Source organism: Streptomyces tubbatahanensis, assembly GCF_022699385.1.
Classification (GTDB): Bacteria; Actinomycetota; Actinomycetes; order Streptomycetales; family Streptomycetaceae; genus Streptomyces; species Streptomyces diacarni.
The window spans coordinates 2,963,616-2,981,559 of record NZ_CP093846.1; the positions used below are offsets into that span (position 1 = coordinate 2,963,616).

At 72.2% G+C, this 17,944-nt stretch carries 16 protein-coding genes; 5 read left to right on the forward strand and 11 right to left on the reverse strand.

The window, feature by feature from the left end:
• Window positions 1-200 precede the first annotated feature (200 nt).
• Window positions 201-1,529, forward strand: a complete 1,329-nt coding sequence (gene murA, locus MMF93_RS12760) for a UDP-N-acetylglucosamine 1-carboxyvinyltransferase (protein WP_242751427.1) — start codon at window positions 201-203, stop codon at window positions 1,527-1,529.
• Between the two features lie 66 nt (window positions 1,530-1,595).
• Here murA and sph read toward each other — a convergent pair whose 3' ends face one another.
• Genes sph through MMF93_RS12785 form a run of 5 tightly spaced genes read right to left on the reverse strand, consistent with a single transcriptional unit; the run spans window position 1,596 to window position 6,679 of the window.
• The gene (gene sph, locus MMF93_RS12765) at window positions 1,596-2,576 is read right to left on the reverse strand and encodes a sphingomyelin phosphodiesterase (protein ID WP_242751428.1); all 981 of its coding nucleotides are present in this window, start codon (window positions 2,574-2,576) and stop codon (window positions 1,596-1,598) included.
• Complete coding sequence (locus MMF93_RS12770; RefSeq protein ID WP_242751429.1) at window positions 2,573-3,739, reverse strand: ABC transporter ATP-binding protein; 1,167 nt, start codon at window positions 3,737-3,739, stop codon at window positions 2,573-2,575. The genes sph and MMF93_RS12770 overlap by 4 nt, the downstream gene beginning before the upstream one ends.
• Window positions 3,736-4,599: an ABC transporter permease gene (locus tag MMF93_RS12775; protein ID WP_114024983.1), complete on the reverse strand. Its 864-nt coding sequence runs from the start codon at window positions 4,597-4,599 to the stop codon at window positions 3,736-3,738. Before MMF93_RS12775 ends, MMF93_RS12770 begins: the two co-directional genes overlap by 4 nt.
• A complete protein-coding gene (locus MMF93_RS12780; RefSeq protein WP_242751430.1) occupies window positions 4,587-5,516 on the reverse strand; it encodes an ABC transporter permease in 930 nt (309 codons plus the stop codon). The genes MMF93_RS12775 and MMF93_RS12780 overlap by 13 nt, the downstream gene beginning before the upstream one ends.
• Window positions 5,516-6,679, reverse strand: a complete 1,164-nt coding sequence (locus tag MMF93_RS12785; RefSeq protein WP_423835411.1) for an ABC transporter substrate-binding protein — start codon at window positions 6,677-6,679, stop codon at window positions 5,516-5,518. Before MMF93_RS12785 ends, MMF93_RS12780 begins: the two co-directional genes overlap by 1 nt.
• Window positions 6,680-7,017: 338 nt before the next feature.
• Here MMF93_RS12785 and MMF93_RS12790 point away from each other — a divergent pair, with 338 nt between their 5' ends.
• Together MMF93_RS12790 and MMF93_RS12795 are read left to right on the forward strand one after the other, a co-directional pair.
• The gene (locus MMF93_RS12790) at window positions 7,018-7,761 is read left to right on the forward strand and encodes a GntR family transcriptional regulator (RefSeq protein WP_242751431.1); all 744 of its coding nucleotides are present in this window, start codon (window positions 7,018-7,020) and stop codon (window positions 7,759-7,761) included.
• 134 nt (window positions 7,762-7,895) lie between these two features.
• Window positions 7,896-8,570 carry an HAD family hydrolase gene (locus tag MMF93_RS12795; RefSeq protein ID WP_274709453.1) on the forward strand — a complete coding sequence of 225 codons (675 nt, stop codon included), beginning with the start codon at window positions 7,896-7,898 and terminating at the stop codon, window positions 8,568-8,570.
• A gap of 782 nt (window positions 8,571-9,352) precedes the next feature.
• On the opposite strand, the gene MMF93_RS12800 is transcribed toward MMF93_RS12795, so the two are convergent.
• The gene (locus MMF93_RS12800; protein ID WP_114013781.1) at window positions 9,353-9,634 is read right to left on the reverse strand and encodes an HU family DNA-binding protein; all 282 of its coding nucleotides are present in this window, start codon (window positions 9,632-9,634) and stop codon (window positions 9,353-9,355) included.
• 360 nt (window positions 9,635-9,994) lie between these two features.
• Window positions 9,995-11,440 carry an NAD-dependent malic enzyme gene (locus MMF93_RS12805; RefSeq protein WP_242751432.1) on the reverse strand — a complete coding sequence of 482 codons (1,446 nt, stop codon included), beginning with the start codon at window positions 11,438-11,440 and terminating at the stop codon, window positions 9,995-9,997.
• A 292-nt stretch (window positions 11,441-11,732) separates the two neighbouring features.
• Between MMF93_RS12805 and MMF93_RS12810 the strand changes: the two genes are divergently transcribed.
• Complete coding sequence (locus MMF93_RS12810) at window positions 11,733-11,939, forward strand: cold-shock protein (RefSeq protein WP_114013783.1); 207 nt, start codon at window positions 11,733-11,735, stop codon at window positions 11,937-11,939.
• A 277-nt stretch (window positions 11,940-12,216) separates the two neighbouring features.
• On the opposite strand, the gene MMF93_RS12815 is transcribed toward MMF93_RS12810, so the two are convergent.
• The 3 genes from MMF93_RS12815 to MMF93_RS12825 all read right to left on the reverse strand — a co-directional run bounded on the left by MMF93_RS12815 (window position 12,217) and on the right by MMF93_RS12825 (window position 16,333).
• On the reverse strand, window positions 12,217-14,592 hold the full coding sequence (locus MMF93_RS12815) for a HelD family protein (RefSeq protein WP_242751433.1): 2,376 nt from the start codon (window positions 14,590-14,592) through the stop codon (window positions 12,217-12,219).
• Window positions 14,593-14,666: 74 nt separating this feature from the next.
• Window positions 14,667-15,524, reverse strand: a complete 858-nt coding sequence (locus MMF93_RS12820; protein WP_242751434.1) for a hypothetical protein — start codon at window positions 15,522-15,524, stop codon at window positions 14,667-14,669.
• Between the two features lie 65 nt (window positions 15,525-15,589).
• Window positions 15,590-16,333 (reverse strand): SDR family oxidoreductase, encoded by a 744-nt coding sequence (locus MMF93_RS12825; RefSeq protein WP_242751435.1) that lies wholly within the window; start codon window positions 16,331-16,333, stop codon window positions 15,590-15,592.
• 155 nt (window positions 16,334-16,488) lie between these two features.
• On the opposite strand from MMF93_RS12825, the gene MMF93_RS12830 reads away from it, so the two are divergent.
• Window positions 16,489-17,415 (forward strand): LysR family transcriptional regulator, encoded by a 927-nt coding sequence (locus MMF93_RS12830; protein WP_242751436.1) that lies wholly within the window; start codon window positions 16,489-16,491, stop codon window positions 17,413-17,415.
• 17 nt (window positions 17,416-17,432) lie between these two features.
• Here the strand turns inward: MMF93_RS12830 and MMF93_RS12835 are convergent, their stop codons facing one another.
• On the reverse strand, window positions 17,433-17,852 hold the full coding sequence (locus tag MMF93_RS12835) for an ATP-binding protein (RefSeq protein ID WP_242751437.1): 420 nt from the start codon (window positions 17,850-17,852) through the stop codon (window positions 17,433-17,435).
• Window positions 17,853-17,944 lie beyond the last annotated feature (92 nt).

Genomic DNA, 17,944 nt, shown 5'->3' on the forward strand with positions numbered 1-17,944 from the left:
GACCCGTCGCGGCCCCGTCGTGACGGGGCCGCGCCCGCGGTGGACCACCCGCCGCAACACGGTACGCAATGGACATCTAACCCAACGTGTTATTGCTTACCTGTGACAGTCGCAGGCCCCCCTCGGGCTTGGGTTCGCCCCGGACGGGGCCATTACGCTTGCCTGTTGTCCCATCCCGTCTCGCGGAATCGCGGAGATCCATGACCGACAGCCCAGCCGACGTACTCCTCGTCCACGGTGGCGCCCCGCTCGAGGGTGAGCTTCGTGTGCGGGGTGCGAAGAACCTCGTTCCCAAGGCCATGGTCGCCGCGCTGCTGGGCGGCGAACCGAGTCGCCTGCGCAACGTGCCGGACATCCGCGATGTCCGGGTCGTACGTGGCCTGCTCCAGCTGCACGGTGTCACGGTGCGTACGGGGGACGAGGACGGCGAGCTGGTGCTCGATCCGTCCCACGTGGAGAGCGCCAACGTCGCGGACATCGACGCGCACGCGGGCTCGTCCAGAATCCCGATCCTGTTCTGCGGCCCGCTGCTGCACCGGCTCGGTCACGCCTTCATCCCGGGCCTGGGCGGCTGCGACATCGGCGGGCGTCCGGTGGACTTCCACTTCGACGTGCTGCGCAAGTTCGGCGCGACGATCGAGAAGCGCGCGGACGGGCAGTACCTGGAGGCCCCGCAGCGGCTGCGCGGCACCAAGATCCGGCTGCCGTACCCGTCGGTCGGCTCGACGGAGCAGGTGCTGCTGACGGCGGTGCTGGCAGACGGCGTCACGGAGCTGTCGAACGCGGCGGTCGAGCCGGAGATCGAGGATCTGATCTGCGTCCTGCAGAAGATGGGCGCGATCATCTCGCTGGACACGGACCGTACGATCCGCATCACGGGTGTGGACAAGCTGGGCGGTTACACGCACCGCGCCCTGCCGGACCGGCTGGAGGCGGCCTCGTGGGCGAGCGCGGCGCTGGCGACCGAGGGCAGCGTGTTCGTGCGGGGCGCCGAGCAGCGCTCGATGATCACCTTCCTCAACACCTACCGCAAGGTCGGTGGCGCCTTCGAGATCGGTGACGAGGGCATCCGCTTCTGGCACCCGGGCGGCCCGCTGAACGCCATCGCGCTGGAGACGGACGTGCACCCCGGTTTCCAGACGGACTGGCAGCAGCCGCTGGTGGTCGCGTTGACGCAGGCCTCGGGGCTGTCGATCGTGCACGAGACGGTGTACGAGTCGCGTCTCGGCTTCACCTCCGCGCTCAACCAGATGGGCGCGCACATCCAGCTCTACCGCGAGTGCCTGGGCGGCATGCCGTGCCGGTTCGGGCAGCGCAACTTCCTGCACTCGGCGGTGGTGTCGGGGCCGACGAAGCTCCAGGGCACCGATCTGATCATCCCGGACCTGCGGGGCGGCTTCTCGTATCTGATCGCCGCGCTGGCCGCGCAGGGCACCTCGCGGGTGCACGGCATCGACCTGATCAACCGCGGTTACGAGAACTTCCAGCAGAAGCTGGCGGATCTGGGCGCCAAGTTCGAACATCCGTGACCGCACGCGTCACCGCCGCGGGCCCGCTCCCTCGCGGGAGCGGGCCCGCGTGCGTGCGACCCGCGGTCAGCCCGCCGTGAGCGGGTAGTGGTCGGAGAGGTTGTCGTAGGTGTACTCCTTGCCCCAGCTGGTCACCGTCCAGGGCTCCGTCTGCTCCTTGACCACGTGGTTCGTCCAGTTGTCCGGGCGGGCGTGGCCGCGGCGGTGCAGGACGTAGTCGAGGTCCTCGGACGGGTCGTCGGGGTAGCGGTCGGCGGCGACGGAGTTCTCCTTCGTGTCGAAGGAGTAGGGGTGTCCCGTGCGGGCGTCGGCGGGGGCGAGACCGGCGTCGGAGAGCATCGAGGCGTACGCGTCGCCGTGGCGGTCGACGTTCAGGTCACCGGCGACGACGACCTGTTCGCCGGCCGGGATGTGCCGGGCGTCCAGGAAGGCGTCGATCTCCTTGAACTGGCCGGCGCGTACGGAGACGTCCTCGCCGCTGCCGCAGGAGGAGTCGGTGGCCTGCGTGTGGGTGCCGACGACGTGCACCCTGGTGCCGCGCACGTCCAGCACCGCGTAGAGGAAGCCCTTGTTGGAGAAGGCGTCGGAGCCGCAGCCGTCCGTGAAGATGTGCTGTTCCTTGTGCACGACGGGCCACTTGCTGAGCAGGGTGACGCCGCCGTCCTCGGGGGTGACAGCGGAGTACGCGCCGCTGGTGGCGTCCCAGCCGCTCGTGCTCCGGCCCACCACCGGGGTCTGGTACGGGTAGCGGTCGGCGGCGTTCTTCTTGAGCGCGTCGGAGGCGGAGTTGTCGAACATCTCCTCCAGCACGACCACGTCCTGGCCCTGGAAGAAGTCCGCCTCCGGGATGGCCTCGGCCCGGTGGTCCTGGCCCCAGTTGGGGTAGAGGTTCTTGCTGAACAGGAAGGTGTTGTAGTTGAGCACCTTCAGCCGCGGGGTCTCGGAGGATCCGGCGGCCGCTGCCGGGGTGGCCGCGCCGAGCGCGGCGGTGACGGCCAGGACGAGGGTTCCCAGGGCGGCGCGCGACGGGCGACGGGAACTGTTCACGCGGCCTCCTCCACGAGGACGGGGTGGTCGTGCGGGGTGAGCGTGCACCGGGAGCCCGGGGTGAGGGCGCCGGCCTCCCAGCTGGGCAGGTCGGCCTTGGCCTCGGCACCGGAGGCGGTGGTCAGGTGGAGGCGGGTGGTGCCGCCGAGGAACGTGGCGACGCGCACGGTCGCCGTCTCGCCGGGGCCCAGGCCGTCAGCGGTGACGGCCGCGCCGTCACCGGTGACCGCCGCGCCGGGCTTCCCGGCCTCCCCGGCGGTGACCCGCAGGCTCTCGGGCCGCAGCAGGACCTCGACCGCGTGTCCGGCGTCGGGGCAGTCGCCGTGGACGGGCAACCGCTGCCCCAGCACCTGAACGGTGCGGTCCTCACTCATGACGCCGGGCAGCCGGTTCATGGTGCCGACGAACTCGGCGACGAACGGCGTGGCGGGGCGCTCGTACAGCTCGCTGGGGGGCGCGCACTGTTCCAGGCGGCCGTCCTTCATCACGGCGACGCGGTCGGCCATCGACAGCGCCTCCTCCTGGTCGTGGGTGACGAAGACGGTGGTGATGCCCAGCTCCAGCTGGAGGCGGCGGATCTCCTCGCGCAGTTGGAGGCGCACCTTGGCGTCCAGTGCGGACAGCGGCTCGTCCAGCAGCAGGACGCGGGGCCGGATGGCCAGCGCGCGGGCGAGGGCGACGCGCTGCTGCTGGCCGCCGGAGAGCTGGTGCGGGTAGTGCTTGTCGCGTCCCGGCAGCCCGACGAGTTCCAGCAGTTCGGCGGCGCGCTCCGCCCGCTCGGCCTTGGGGGTCTTGCGGACGCGCAGCCCGTAGGCGACGTTCTCGGCGGCCGTCATGTTGGGGAAGAGGCTGTAGGACTGGAAGACCATGCCGATGTCGCGCCGGTTGGCGGGGGTGGCGGTGACGTCCTCGCCGCCCATCAGGAGTTCGCCCGCGTCGGCGGTCTCGAATCCGGCGATGATGCGCAGTGCGGTGGTCTTGCCGCAGCCGGAGGGGCCGAGGAGGGCGACGAGTTCGCCGGGTGCGATGTCCAGGTCGAGTCCGTCGAGCGCCGTGGTGGTGCCGAAGGTGCGGCGCAGCCCGCCCAGCCGCAGGCCGACGCCGCCGGAGCGGGTCTCGTCGGCCGGCGGGCTCTGGTGCGCGGTCGTGGCGGTGGTGGTCATGCGGTGGTCTTCCTCCCCTTACGGGCCCGCCCGCCGGCGAGGTTGGTGAGCAGGAGCAGCAGGCCCCAGGTGATGAGCAGGCTGAGCATGGCGGCGGCGACGGAGAGCTGGGCCTCGTACTCGCCGACGTGGACCATCCAGACGGAGAACGGCTCGAATCCGAGCACCGTGGCGACGGTGTACTCGCCCAGCACCATGGCCAGGCTGAGGACGGCGCCGCTGACGAGGGCGGGCCGCAGGTTGGGGACGACGACCCGCCACAGGGTGGCGAGGCGGGAGGCGCCGAGGCTGCGTGAGGCCTCCACGAGGGTGGCCAGGTCCACGGCGCGCAGCCCCGCGTCCAGCGAGCGGTAGAGGAACGGCAGCGACATGACGGTGTAGACGAGGACGAGCACCAGCGGGAAGTTCTTGTTCACCAGCACCTGGAAGGTGCCCCACAGGGGCGTGTCGGCCAGGTCCTGCTGCCAGGACAGTACGGTGCTGACCCCGGCGACCAGGGCGACGGGCGGCACGATGAGCGGCACCATGCACAGCACTTCGACGACGCGCCGCAGCTTGGGCAGCCGCAGGGTGACCACGACCATGGTGGGCACCATCAGCAGCAGTCCCAGGGCGACGGTGGCCAGGCCCAGCCGCAGGGAGAGGCCGAGACTGGTGGCCATGCCGTCGTCGCCGAGGCCCTTGGCGTAGGCGTCGAGGGTGACGCCCTTGGCGGGGTCGTCGACGGTGAACCAGAGCGAGGCGGCGACGGGGACGAGGAAGTAGAGCCCGGCCAGCAGCAGCACGAGGGCGCTGCCGTACGAGCGCTTCCGGCGCGCGGGGCGTGCGCGGCGCGCGGGGGTCACGGTCAGCCCAGCCATCGGTTGCTCCGTCGTTGCAGCGGGATCTGTACGGCCATGACGAGCAGCGCGATGACCACCATGTTGAGGCTCATGGCGAGGGCGAGGTTCTCCTGGCCGACGAGGACGTTGCCCGAGAGGGCGTTGGCGATCTGGATGGTGATCAGCGGTACGGAGCTGCCGGTCATCACGGCGGCGGTGGCGTGCGAGGCGAAGGCGGTGCCGAACATCAAAACGGCGCCGCCCAGCAGCGAGGGCAGCAGCACGGGCAGCCCCACGTGGCGCCAGAACTGGGCGCGGGTGGCGCCGCAGGAGGCGGCCGCCTCCCGCCACTGGGCGCGCACGCCGTCCAGCGCGGGCAGGATGGTGACGATCATCAGCGGCACCATGAAGTACAGGTAGGCGAGGACCAGTCCGGCGAACGTGTAGAGGCTGAAGCCGGTCGCCTTCAGGTGCAGCAGCCGCGTCACGGTACCGGTGGTGCCGAGCGTGGCGATGAAGGCGAAGGCGAGCGGGGCGCCGCTGAAGTTGGCGAAGACGCCGGAAGCGGAGACGACGGCCTTGCGCAGGGCGCTGCGGCGCGAGGCCAGCACGGCCTGGGCGATGACGGTGCCCAGCACGGTGGCCACCACCGCGCTGAGCAGGGACAGTTTGACGCTGCCCGCAAGGCCGGTGGCGTACGCGCCGGACAGGGAGGTGCGCACGTTCTCCAGGCTGTGGTGGCTCGCGCCGGTGTCCGGGTCGATGACGGTGAACGCGTTGTAGGCCAGGGTGCAGGCCGGCAGGCCGAAGCAGACGGCCATGAAGGCGAAGAACGGCACGACGGCGGGCCAGCGCCACCGGCGCACGGCCGCGGCGCGCCGGCGCGCCGGGCGCGCGGGCGCCGGTGGTGCCGGCTCCTGGCTCGTACGGGCGGGGGCGGGGGTCGTCACAGCCATCAGCTGACCGCCGCGCCCCAGCCCTGGCTGATGGTCTTCTGCGCCTTGGCCTCCTGCTCGGCGCTGGGGAACTTCGGCGTGCCGTCGACCTCGGGCAGCTTGGCCGCGGCCTTCTCGTCGGCGGTGCCGTCCTTCTCCATCTCCTCCAGCAGCGCGGGCCGGGAGAAGCCCTTGAGCCAGATGTTCTGGCCCTCGGGGCTGTAGAGGAACTCCAGCCACAGCCGGGCCGCGGCCGGGTGGGGGGCGTACGTGTTGACGCCCTGGTTGTAGTACTGCGAGTACTGGCCGTCCTGGGGAACGTTCACCTTCCAGTCGACACCCTTGGACTTCAACTCGGCGCCGTAGCCCAGGTTGAGGTAGTCCCAGTCGATGGAGATGGGCGTCTCGCCCTTCTGGATGGTCGCCTTGGTGGACTCCACGGGCACGTAGTTGCCCGCCTTCTTGAGCTTCTTGAAGAAGTCGAGACCGGGCTGCACGTCGTCGAAGCCGCCGCCGTTGGCCAGGGCCGCGGCGATGATCGCGGAGAACGCCGAGGAGGACTCGTTCGGGTTGCCGTTGAGAGCGACCTTGTTCTTGTACTGCGGCTTGAGCAGGTCCTCGAAGGTCTTGGGGCACTCCTTGACGGCCTTGGCGTCGCAGCCGATGGAGATGTAGCCGCCGTAGTTGTTCATGTAGGACGCGTCGGGCTGCTTCTGCGAGTCGGGTATGTCCGCCCAGCCCTTGACCTTGTAGGGCGTCAGCAACTTCTTGGACTTGGCGGCCCGCATGAACGAGGTGCCCAGGTCGAGGGCGTCGACGGCGCGGTCCTGGCCCTTGCGCTTGGCAGCGGCGTTCAACGCGCCCTGGCTGCTGCCGCCCGGGTCCTCGTTGTGCACCTCGATGCCGTACTTCTTCTCGAAGGCCTTGATCATCTCGCCGTAGTTGGCCCAGGTCGGCGCGAGGGCGTAGACGTTGAGCTCGCCTTCCTTCTTGGCCGCCTCCACCAGCTTGTCCATGCCGCCCAGGTCCGCGGCCGAGTGCGCCTTCGCCGCCTCGCTGTCGCCGCCCTGCGCCGGTGCCGAGCCGCACCCCGTGGCCACGGCGGAGAGGGTGACGGCCGCTGCCGCGACAGCCAGCAGTCGGCTGCCACGGGGTCCTCGGCGGCTGTGATGGTGTGCCTTCACGTCTCTAACTCCCGGGGTTCGCGCCCGCCACCTGTATGGACAAGCTCGATTCATTGAGCTTGGGCAAGCTAACAGCACCCACCCGGCGGCGCCAAGCCAGGGGCACCCTCAAACCCCCAGCTCAAAGCGTTATTTGCGAACAGGTTTAGCACCGCTGAACTGGGGTTATACGCATCTGCCATACCCGTGGATGTGCACTTCGTTGCGCACAGGTGGCATGATCGGGCCAAGCCCGCGCACCAGCACAGGACCTCGCACCACCGACGAGACCGCGCGCACACACCGACGAGCGCGCGCACGCACCGACGAGACCGCGCAGCACCACGAGGAGCCGCCCCATGTCCGAGCCCCGGCGTCACGAGCGGATCGCCGACGAGTTGCGGCGCGCCATCGCCGACGGGCACTACCCGGTCGGGGCCGCGCTCCCCTCCGAAGCCGAACTCGCCGCCGCGCACGACGCCTCACGCGGCACTGTGCGCCAGGCCGTCGCCGCGCTGCTCGCCGAAGGCCTCATCGGCTCCCGGCAGGGCGCGCGCCGCGTCGTGCTGTCCACCACGCCCAGCCAGAGCTTCACCGAACTGCGCAGCTTCGCCCAGTGGGCGCGCGCCGGCGGGCGCACCGCGGGCGGCCGGGTCCTGGCCTCCTCCTGGGACGTCGCCCGCACCGAGGAGGCCGGCCTGCTCCAGGTACGGCACAAGGACCCCGTCCTGCGCGTGCTGCGGCTGCGCACCCTCGACTCCGAACCGGTACTGCTGGAGCGCACCGTCTACGCCGAGTGGATCGGCTCGGCCGTCGCGGCACTGCCCGAGGACTGCGAATCGGTCACCCAGCGGCTCTACGACGACACCGGGCTCGTCCTCGCCCACGGCGAGCACCACCTCGACGCCGTCGCCGCCGGCACCGCCGACGCCGACCACCTGCGGCTGCGGCGGGGCAGCCCACTGCTGCGCGTCCGCCGCACCACCACCACCGCCGAAGGACGGCCCGTGGAGACCTCGGACGACCGCTACCGTCCAGGATCCGTCGTCTTCACCGTCCGCAACTCCACCCAGACCAACCCGCTCGCGCGCACCCGCGCCTGAGCGGCCCGGCGCGGGCCCCCGGGCCCGCGCCGGCCCCCGCCTCCGCCCGCGCCCGGCCCCCACCCCGGGGCCGGGACCCGTGGGCCCGGGGCCCGATTCCGTCCGTCCCCTTCTCGGAGAACTGCGAGCACGCATTGCCCACCACCCTCACGCCCGCCGCCCTGCCTGCCGCCCTTCTGTGCGACATGGACGGCACCCTCGTCGACACGGAACGCGACTGGCTCGCCACCCTGGCCGACCTGCTGGCCGCACACGGCGCCGAAGCCGACGAGGCCGCGCTGGAGCCCTTCGCCGGGCTCCCGCTCGACGGAGCGGCCGCCCTGGTCGCCGAGCGCACCGAGATGGCGGCCGAGGCCGCCGAGGCCCAGCTCGGCGAGACCTTCGCCGCACGGGTGCGGGCCGGAGTGACGGTGCAGCCGGGCGCCCTGCGCCTGCTCGACAGCGCCCGCGCCCTGGGCGTGCCTGTGGCACTTGTCACGGCCTCCGAACGCGTGATCGCCGATCTCGTGCTGGACACGCTGGGGCCGCACCGCTTCACCTGCTCGGTGGCCCACGGGGAGACCGAACGGGGCAAGCCCCACCCCGACCCCTACCTCGCCGCCGCGCGGCTCCTGCGGGTGGCTCCCGAGGCCTGTCTGGCCGTCGAGGACACGCCCACGGGGGCCGCGTCGGCGCGGGCCGCGGGGTGCCGGGTGGTGGCCGTCCCCACGGTCGACGGCATCCCCTCCGGGGCCGGCACCCTCCTGGTCCGGTCCCTCGAAGAGGTGGACCTCACGCGGCTCCCCTTCCCCGCGCCCCTTTTGCCCTAGCCGGGCCTACGGGCCCAAGAGAGTGCCGCTGAGCCCTGCGGGCTGCATGGTGGCCGGGTGCGGGCGCGCAGTTCCCCGCGCCCCTGCGAGGCGCGCCCCCGACGCCGTCCCGCACCGCCCCCCCGGGGCCGGGGGCCAAGGGGGTGCCACTGGCCCACGCGGGCCGGCTGCGGGAACGCTGTGGCTAAGCGCGCAGTTCCCCGCGCCCCTGCGGGGCGCGCCCCCGACGCCGTCCCGCACCGCCCCCCGGGGCCGGGGGCCAAGGGGGTGCCACTGACCCACGCGGGCCAGCTGCGGGGGCGCTGTGGCTGAGCGCGCAGTTCCCCGCGCCCCTGCGAGGCGCGCCCCCGACGCCGTCCCGCACCGCCCCCCCCGGGGCCGGGGGCCAAGGGGGTGCCACTGGCCCACGCGGGCCGGCTGCGGGAACGCTGTGGCTGAGCGCGCAGTTCCCCGCGCCCCTGCGAGGCGCGCCCCCGACGCCGTCCCGCACCGCCCCCCCCGGGGCCGGGGGCCAAGGGGGTGCCACTGACCCACGCGGGCCGGCTGCGGGAACGCTGTGGCTAAGCGCGCAGTTCCCCGCGCCCCTGCGAGGCGCGCCCCCGACGCCGTCCCGCACCGCCCCCCCCGGGGCCGGGGGCCAAGGGGGTGCCACTGGCCCACGCGGGCCGGCTGCGGGGGCGCTGTGGCTGAGCGCGCAGTTGCCCGCGCCCCTGCGGGGCGCGTACGCGGGAACATGCGAAAGGGCGGCCTCCCCGAGGGGAGGCCGCCCTTGGTGCGGGGTTTTACTTGCCCTTCGCAGCTTCCTTGAGCTTGGAGCCCGCCGACACCTTGACGCTGTACCCGGCCGGGATCTCGATCGGGTCACCGGTCTGCGGGTTGCGCGCGGTGCGCGCAGCCCGGTGGGTGCGCTCGAAGGTGAGGAAGCCGGGGATGGTGACCTTCTCGTCGCCCTTGGCGACGACCTCGCCGACGGTCTCGGCGAATGCCGACAGGATCGCGTCGGCGTCCTTACGGGTCACCTCGGCCCGCTCGGACAGAGCGGCCACCAGCTCACTGCGGTTCATAATTCGTACTCCCGTGTTCTTCTTGCCGATGAGGCGTGCCACGCGGCCAAGCCGCATTTCGGACCAAGCGAAGCCGATGCTGCCAGGGCCCTACGACAGTCTCCGGACCCGGGTCCGCCTTCGGGCCCGCGCGCCCCGTGGGGTATCCCCCCGGACGACGTCCTCGGCGGGGTTACCCCCTCGGACAAGTCCTTGGGGATGCATCCTGCCCCTACCTGCGGCGGGAAAGCCAATCCGATGTCTTCCGGACGTCTCCGGTTGCGGCCACCCTAGAGGGCCGCCCGGGTGAACCTTCCCCCGACGCGCCGGGCCGGGGGCTCGGGTGAGCCCCCGGCGGAGCGGGGCGGGAGGCCGGCCGGGTCAGGCCTGGGTGGGGGTGGCCCTGGCCGGCTCGCTCAGGGCGCTCTTGCCGGTGGCCTGTACGGCCTCGCGGACCGCTCCCGCGACCGCCCCTGAGACCTTCTCGTTGAAGACGCTGGGGATGATGTAGTTCGGGTTCAGCTCGTCCTCGCCGACGACGTCGGCGAGCGCGCGGGCGGCGGCCAGCATCATGGTGTCGGTCACGGTGCGCGACTGCGCGTCCAGCAGGCCGCGGAAGACGCCGGGGAAGACCAGCACGTTGTTGATCTGGTTGGGGAAGTCGGAGCGGCCCGTCGCCACGACCGCGGCGGACTCGCGGGCCGCCGCGGGGTCGACCTCCGGGTCGGGGTTGGCGAGCGCGAAGACGATGGCGCCGTCGGCCATCTTCGCGACGTCGTCGCCGTCGAGCACGTTCGGGGCGGAGACGCCGATGAAGACGTCCGCGCCGACCACGACCTCCTTGAGGGTGCCGGTGTGGCCCTCGGGGTTGGTGTTGTCGGCGACCCACCGCATCGGCGAGTTCTGGTCGGCGTCGGCGACGTCCTTGCGGCCCGCGTGCACGACGCCGTGGATGTCGGCGACGACGGCATGCTTGACGCCCGCCTCCAGCAGGAGCTTCAGGATGGCCGTGCCGGCGGCGCCCGCGCCCGACATCACCACGCGGATGTCCTCGATCCGCTTGTCGACCACGCGCAGCGCGTTGTAGAGCGAGGCGAGGACGACGATGGCGGTGCCGTGCTGGTCGTCGTGGAAGACGGGGATGTCGACGGCCTCCCGCAGCCGCGCCTCGATCTCGAAGCAGCGGGGCGCGGAGATGTCCTCCAGGTTGATGCCGGCGAACCCGGGCGCCAGGGCCTTGACGATCTCCACGATGGCGTCGGTGTCCTGGGTGTCCAGGCAGATCGGCCAGGCGTCGATACCGGCGAAGCGCTTGAAGAGTGCCGCCTTGCCCTCCATGACGGGCAGCGCGGCCTTGGGGCCGATGTTGCCCAGGCCCAGCACGGCGGAGCCGTCGGTGACGACGGCGACGCTGTTGCGCTTGATCGTCAGGCGCCGGGCGTCCTCGGGGTGCTCGGCGATCTGCGTGCACACGCGCGCCACGCCGGGCGTGTAGATCATGGACAGGTCGTCACGGTTGCGAATCGGATGCTTGGACGACATCTCGATCTTGCCGCCGAGGTGCATCAGGAAGGTGCGGTCTGAGACCTTGCCGAGTGTGACGCCCTCGATGGAGCGCAGCTCGGCCACGATCTCGTCGGCGTGCGCCGTCGAGCTCGCGGCGATCGTCACGTCGATCCGCAGCCGCTCGTGGCCCGAGGCGGTGACGTCGAGGCCGGTGACCGAGCCGCCGGACGACTCCACGACCGTGGTGAGCTGACTGACCGCCGTCCCGCCTGCGGGGACCTCCAGGCGGACCGTCATCGAGTAGGAGACGCTTGGCGCCATTGCCGACTTCCCTCTGCTTTCCCTTGTCACGTTGTGCACGTGCGCGCCCCACTCCGCCGCGTTTTTTACGGCCAGCGGCGCGGCACGTCAACAGATATTCCCACCTACCCCCCGGTACGCGGTAACGCGTCCCTGGTTTCGGAAATCGTATTCCACCATCCGAGAGGCTGTCACCCCCACAGGACCCCCCACTCCTTCGCAGGAAAATCGCCATCAATCTCCCTGAAACAGACAGAATCCGGCCTAAGATCGGCCCGCACACTGCCTCTGCACTTCATGGGAGACCCGCAACATGGCTCAGGGCACGGTCAAGTGGTTCAACGCCGAGAAGGGATACGGCTTCATCGCTCAGGAGAGCGGCGGACCGGACGTCTTCGTGCACTACAGCTCGATCGACAGCGAGGGATACCGGAGTCTCGAGGACTCCCAGCGCGTCGAGTTCGAGATCACCCAGGGCCGCAAGGGGCCCCAGGCCGACGGGGTCCGCGTGGTCGGCTGACGCCGAGGCACCCCCGCACGACGAGAGGGCTCCCGCCGTGGTGACGGCGGGAGCCCTCTCGCTCCGCGAACGTTTCAGTGACACCGACCCGCCAGCTCGCCTCGCGGCAAGTGGGCGCTCGAAGCGCCTATGGTTGGGCCCGGGGGCATGGATCGGGCCGGTGCCACCTCCAGGCTAACAAACCACCCCGGGCTCGCACTTCCCCTCGACCGGTCCTCCTTGAACGGGGGCTCCACCCGCAGGTCGCCCCCCGTCAGCCCGCCGGTCGGCCCGCCGGTCAGTCGGCCCGCAACAGGTCGGGGGCGCCCGTCTCGTCGGGGAGGTCCGCTGCCGTGCTGAGGACCTCGAGGCGCTGGGTGGCGCGGGTGAGGGCGACGTACAGGGTCCGCAGCCCGGCGGGCGACTCGTCGGCGATCTGGGCCGGTGAGACGACGAGCGAGGCGTCGTACTCGAGCCCCTTCGCCTCCAGGCTGCCGAGCGCGACGATCCGCTCCCCGAGCCCCGCGAGCCACCCGCGGGCCTCCTCGCGCCTGGCCATGGCGACGACGACACCGACGGTGCCCTCCACCTCCTCGAGCAGCCGTGCGGCGGCCTCGCGGACGGAGGCGCCGAGGTCGTCGCCCGCCACGGTGAACCCGGGTTCGACGCCGGTGGAGCGCACGGCGCGCGGCGGCGCTGTGCCCGGCATGGCCAGGGCGAGCACCCGGTCGGCGAGGACAGCCAGCTCGGCCGGGTTGCGGTAGTTGACGGTGAGCTCGAAGCGGCGCCTGGGCCGCTTGCCGAGGGCTTCGTCGCGGGCGGCGGCGGCCTCGTCGGGGTCGGTCCAGGAGGACTGCGCGGGGTCGCCGACGATCGTCCAGGTGGCGTGGCGTCCGCGCCGCGCCACCATGCGCCACTGCATGGGGGTGAGGTCCTGGGCCTCGTCGACGATGACGTGCGCGTACTCGGTACGTTCCTGGGCGCCCCCGCCCGGGCCCTGGTACGCCCGCCGCGCACCGGCGTCGCGGTCGGCCGCGGTGGTCAGCTCCTCCAGGCCGGACAGCTGGTCGAGGGGGTCGGCCTCGCGTTTCCTGGGGCGGGCCGGAGCGCCCAGGAGGGTGCGCAGTTCGTCGAGGAGCGCGATGTCGTGGACGGACAGTTCGCCCTCGCCGAGGGGGGTGAGCCGGGCGGCGAGCGCGCGGGCGAGGGTGCGGATCTCCGCGGGCCGCAGCACGCGCCGGGCCCAGCGGGCGAGCCGGCTCTCGTCTGCCATGGCGCCGAGGACCTGGCGCGGGGTCACCTCGGGCCACCAGGCGTCGAGGAAGGCGGTGAAGTCGTCCTCGCCCGCGATGTCCTCGTCGAAGCCCGCCCGTAGCTCCGCCGCCAGTTCGGGGTCGTCGTGCCGGCGGCGGGCACCGGACTTGTCCCACAGGGCGTCGAGCAGGAGTTTGCGCGCGCGGGGGCGCATCAGGTTGACGGGCGCCGTGCCGCCGAGGACCTGCTGGCGTACGGCGGCGAGCTCGGTGGCGTCGAGTTCGACACGCGCCCCGAACGCGACCACGCGCAGCCGCTCGGGCACGGGGGCGCGCAGGCCCATATCGAGCGCCCCGCGTGCGGCTTTGCGCAGCACCTTCACCATGCGCGCCGAGCCCTTGACGCGGGCGACGCGCTGTGCGTCGTACGTGGTGGCCGTGGCGCCCGCCGTCTCCTGAGCGAGGGAGCCCAGCGCGCGGATGGCGACCTGCCCCTCCTCCCCGAGGGAGGGCAGGACACCTTCGGTGTAGGAGACCAGGAGCGGGGTGGGCGAGACGATGAGGATGCCCCCGGCGTAGCGGCGCCGGTCCTGGTAGAGCAGGTAGGCGGCGCGGTGCAGGGCGACGGCGGTCTTGCCGGTGCCGGGGCCCCCTTCGACCTCGGTGACGGAGGCGGCGGGCGCGCGGATCACCTCGTCCTGCTCGGCCTGGATGGAGGCGACGATGTCGCGCATGGTGTGGCCGCGCGCCTGGCCGAGGGCGGCCATGAGGGCGCCGTCGCCGACGACGGCCAGCGCCTCCCCGTCGAGCCGTGCCGTGGCCTCGGGGCGCAGCAGGTCGTCCTCGACGCTGTGCACACGGCGACCCTTGCTGCGGATCACGCGGCGGCGCACCACGCGGCCCGGAGCGACGGGTGTCGCGCGGTAGAAGGGGGCTGCGGCGGGGGCGCGCCAGTCGATGACGAGGGGCGTGTAGTCGGCGTCGAGGACGCCGAGACGGCCGATGTGCAGGGTCTCCGCGATGTCCGCGATCTTGACCGTGCCCGTGCCCCCGTTGCCGTTCGCGTCGGTGTCGGTGGCCTCGCGGAGGGCGCCGTCGGCGGGCTCCACCGAGATGTAGGCGCCGTCGGGACCGCGTTCGCCGGTCTTGCCTTCGAGCAGGTCGATACGGCCGAAGAGGAAGTCCTCGAACTCGCTGTTGAGGCGGTTGAGGTGGATGCCGGCGCGGAAGACCTGCGCGTCGCGCTCGGCCAGGGCGCCGGGCGTGCCGACCTGGCCCCGTTTGGAGGCGTCGTCCATGAGGAACTCGGCCTCGTGGATCTTCTCCTCCAGCCGCAGGTAGACCCGGTCGAGATGGCTCTGCTCCGCGCGGATCTCGCGGTCGCGGACGCTCTGTGGCTCCGCTGTGTGCTGCGCGTTCAACGCGGCGGCCCCCTTCTGCTCTCCCTAGGGCAGCCGTCAACCGTACGCGATTCCGCCCCGCCGGGCGGCCCCTATCACCGGGCCCCGGGCGCCAGCGGGTGACTCCGCAGGCGCACGCCGTGGTGGCGGCGCAGCCTGCGGGTCTCCAGCAGGCCGAGAGCCGTCACGGTCACCGGCGCGCCGAGGATGAAGACGACGCCGAGTCGCAGGCCGAGCCCGTGGAGGTCCCCGGTGACCAGATCGGGCACGGCCGTCAGCCACGCGGTGACCGTCGCCAGCACCGGCGGCAGGGCGCGGTGCACGGCGGCCGTACCGAAGAAGTTGGCGTTCAGCCGTACAGCGGCACAGCCCAGGAACGCCAGCAGCCACAGGCCCAGCGGGCCCAGGAGCAGCACGAAGAGCCCCGACGTGGGCGCCACGCGCAAAACGGTGAAGGTCAGCAGCGCGGTCCCCACGAACCGCAGCAGCAGGTTCAGCGACCCCCACAGCGAGCCGCGCAGCGGCCGGATGGGGCCACCGGACCGCCACACCATGAGCAGCACCCCGACGGTCAGCGGCGTGACGACCAGCAGCACCAGCGAGGCCACCACCACGTTCTCCAGCGCCTCCTCCAGGGAGAAGCCACCCGCGACGACGGTGTAGACACCCAGCGCCGTCACCAGCCCGGCGACGACACGGACGCGCTTGAGGCCTTCGACCAGGGGGTCCACCGGTTCCGGTATCCACGGCGGGTCGAAGACGCGGCGCGCCGCGTTCTGCGGCCGTGCGAGCCGGCGCCGTGGTGCGGCGCCCCGCCCGGGCCCGTGGCCGTACGCGCCCGGGCCGGGCCGGTGGCCGTAGGCGCCCGGCCCGGACCGGTGGCCGTACGCGCCCGGGCCGGACCGGTGGCCATGGGGGACCCTGCCGTTGCCGTAACCACCTTGGCCAGTCACGTAGTTCGCCCCCCGTTCGGCCGCTCCATGATCGGCAGGTGAGTCTAGGCCCTGACAGGGCAGGCCTACAGCTGGGAGCCGCCGCCGTCGACGACCAGCTCGGCGCCCGTGGTGTAGGTGGCGTCGAAGGCGAGGAACACCACCGCCCTGGCGATCTCGGCCGGTGTCCCCATGCGCCGCATGGGGTTGTCCGCGGCCATCCCCGCCTTGGTCTGCTCGGCGGCGTCCTTCGGCATCGACTTCTCCAGGATCCCGGAGTCGATGGGGCCGGGGCTGACCGCGTTGACCCGGATGCCGTGCGGCAAAAGTTCCCGGGCCATCGAGCGGGCCATCGAGCGCAGCGCCGCCTTGCCGGCCGCGTAGGCGCTGAGCATGGGCAGCCCCAGGGTGTTGGCGACCGAGGTGGTGAGCACCACGCCACTGCCCGCGGGCAGCAACGGAACGAACTTCTGCACCGTGAAGTACGGGCCCTTGGCGTTGATGGTCATGAGCTGGTCGAAGAGTTCCTCGCTCGTCTCCCCGAACGGCGCGAACCCGTTGACGCCGGCGTTGGCGAACAGGGCGTCGACCGTGCCGAACTCGGTCTTCACCCGGTCCGCCAGCGCATCGGTGTCGGACAGCGACCCGGCGTCGCTGACCACCGTGATCGCCTGCGGGCCGAGCTGTTCGCCTGCGGCGTCGAGCCGGGCCCGGTCACGCCCGGTGACGAGCACCCGCGCCCCCTCGTCCACGAGCAACTGCGCCGTGGCCAGCCCGAACCCGCTGCTGCCGCCGGTGATCACGGCCTTCTTTCCCTCGAACCTGCCCATGACGGACACACTCCTTCGACGAAGACTGGTGGTTTCCCCTTCCGGCGGGCCGCCCCGGCCGGACACCCACGAGTCAACAGCCGTCGGACCAGGGCGGTCCAAGACCTGTTCCGCACCCCGTCATGCGGCATCCGCATGACGGATAGGGTGTCGGTGTGCCAGACAAAGCCCCGCTCTCGTCAGCGCCAAGTCCCGGCCCTGACCTCGATCTGCGGCTCGTGCGGTACTTCACGGTCGTCGCCGAGCACCTCAACTTCGCCCGGGCGGCCGCGGCGCTGCACGTCGCCCAGCCCTCGCTGAGCCGCCAGATCCAGCGGCTGGAAGACGCCCTCGGGGTGCGCCTGCTGGAGCGCACCCCCCAGGGCAGCACGCTGACCGCGGCCGGAGCGGCCTTCCTTCCGCAGGCACAGGCGCTGCTGCACAACGCCCGGCATGCGGTGACCACCGCCCGCGACGCCGCGCCCCCGCGCACGATCACCGTCGGTTACGTCGAGGACCTCGTCATCACCCTCGCGGTGCGGGACCTGCGGCGCCGCTTCCCCACCGCGCACGTGCGCACCCGCCACCTGGACTGGGACGAGGCCCGCGCCCTGCCCGACGGCCGGGTGGACGCCCTCGTCCTGCGCACCCCCTTGCCGATCCCCGCCGACGGCCTCCAGGTGACGGTCCTCTACGACGAACCCCGCGCGCTCCTCGTGCCGACCGACCACCGGCTCGCCGGCAAGGAGTCCCTCACCTCGGCGGACTTCGCCGACGAGCCCCTGGTGGCCTGCGCCGGTATGGCCGCGGTGTGGACCGGCTTCTGGCGGCTCGACCCGCGCTCGGACGGCAGCCCGGCCCCCCTCGGTCCGCTGCTCGTCGACACCTTCGAGGACAAGCTCGAGGTCGTCGCCGACGGCCGGGCCGTCGCCCTGGTGCCGGCCGGGGACCGACGCTGCTTTCTCCGCGACGACCTGGTCACCGTGCCCGTCGAGGACATCGAACCCTGCCAGGTGGTCGTCGCCACCCGCCACGCGGACCCCCACCCGCTCCTCGGCCCCTTCCGCGCCTGTGCGAAGGAGAACCTCGTCCGCGGGGCCTGACGCGCGGAGCCCCGCCGTCACCTGTCACCGGGCGAGCAGCCGGCGAACTCCGCCCACACCACCTTTCCCGGGTTCCGCTCCCCCACCCCCCACTTGTCCGCCAGCGTCTCGACGAGGAGCAGGCCCCGGCCCGTCTCGGCCTCGCCGTCCGGGCACCCGACGCGGGGTGCGCCGTCACCGCTGTCGTGCACCTCCACGCGGAGCAGGCCGTCATGATCCAGCCAGATCATGACGCGGAACCCCCGTCCGGGCGGTACGCCGTGCAGCAGCGCGTTCGTCGCGATCTCGCTGACGCAGACGAGTACGTCGTCGCGCCGCTCGCCCACACCCCAGGCGGTGAGCGCCTCCCGTACAAATGCGCGAGAACGGGGAATGGAACGGCGCTCCCTGCGGTAGAAGTGCTCACGGAAATGGGGCAGATGAGTTTCCCGGTTCATGAGAGAACCGTCGCGATCTGTGGATACGCTCACCAGGGAGGGAGGCCGTACAGCTCGGCTGTACGGCCCCGGCAAAACTCAACCGGGCGTGG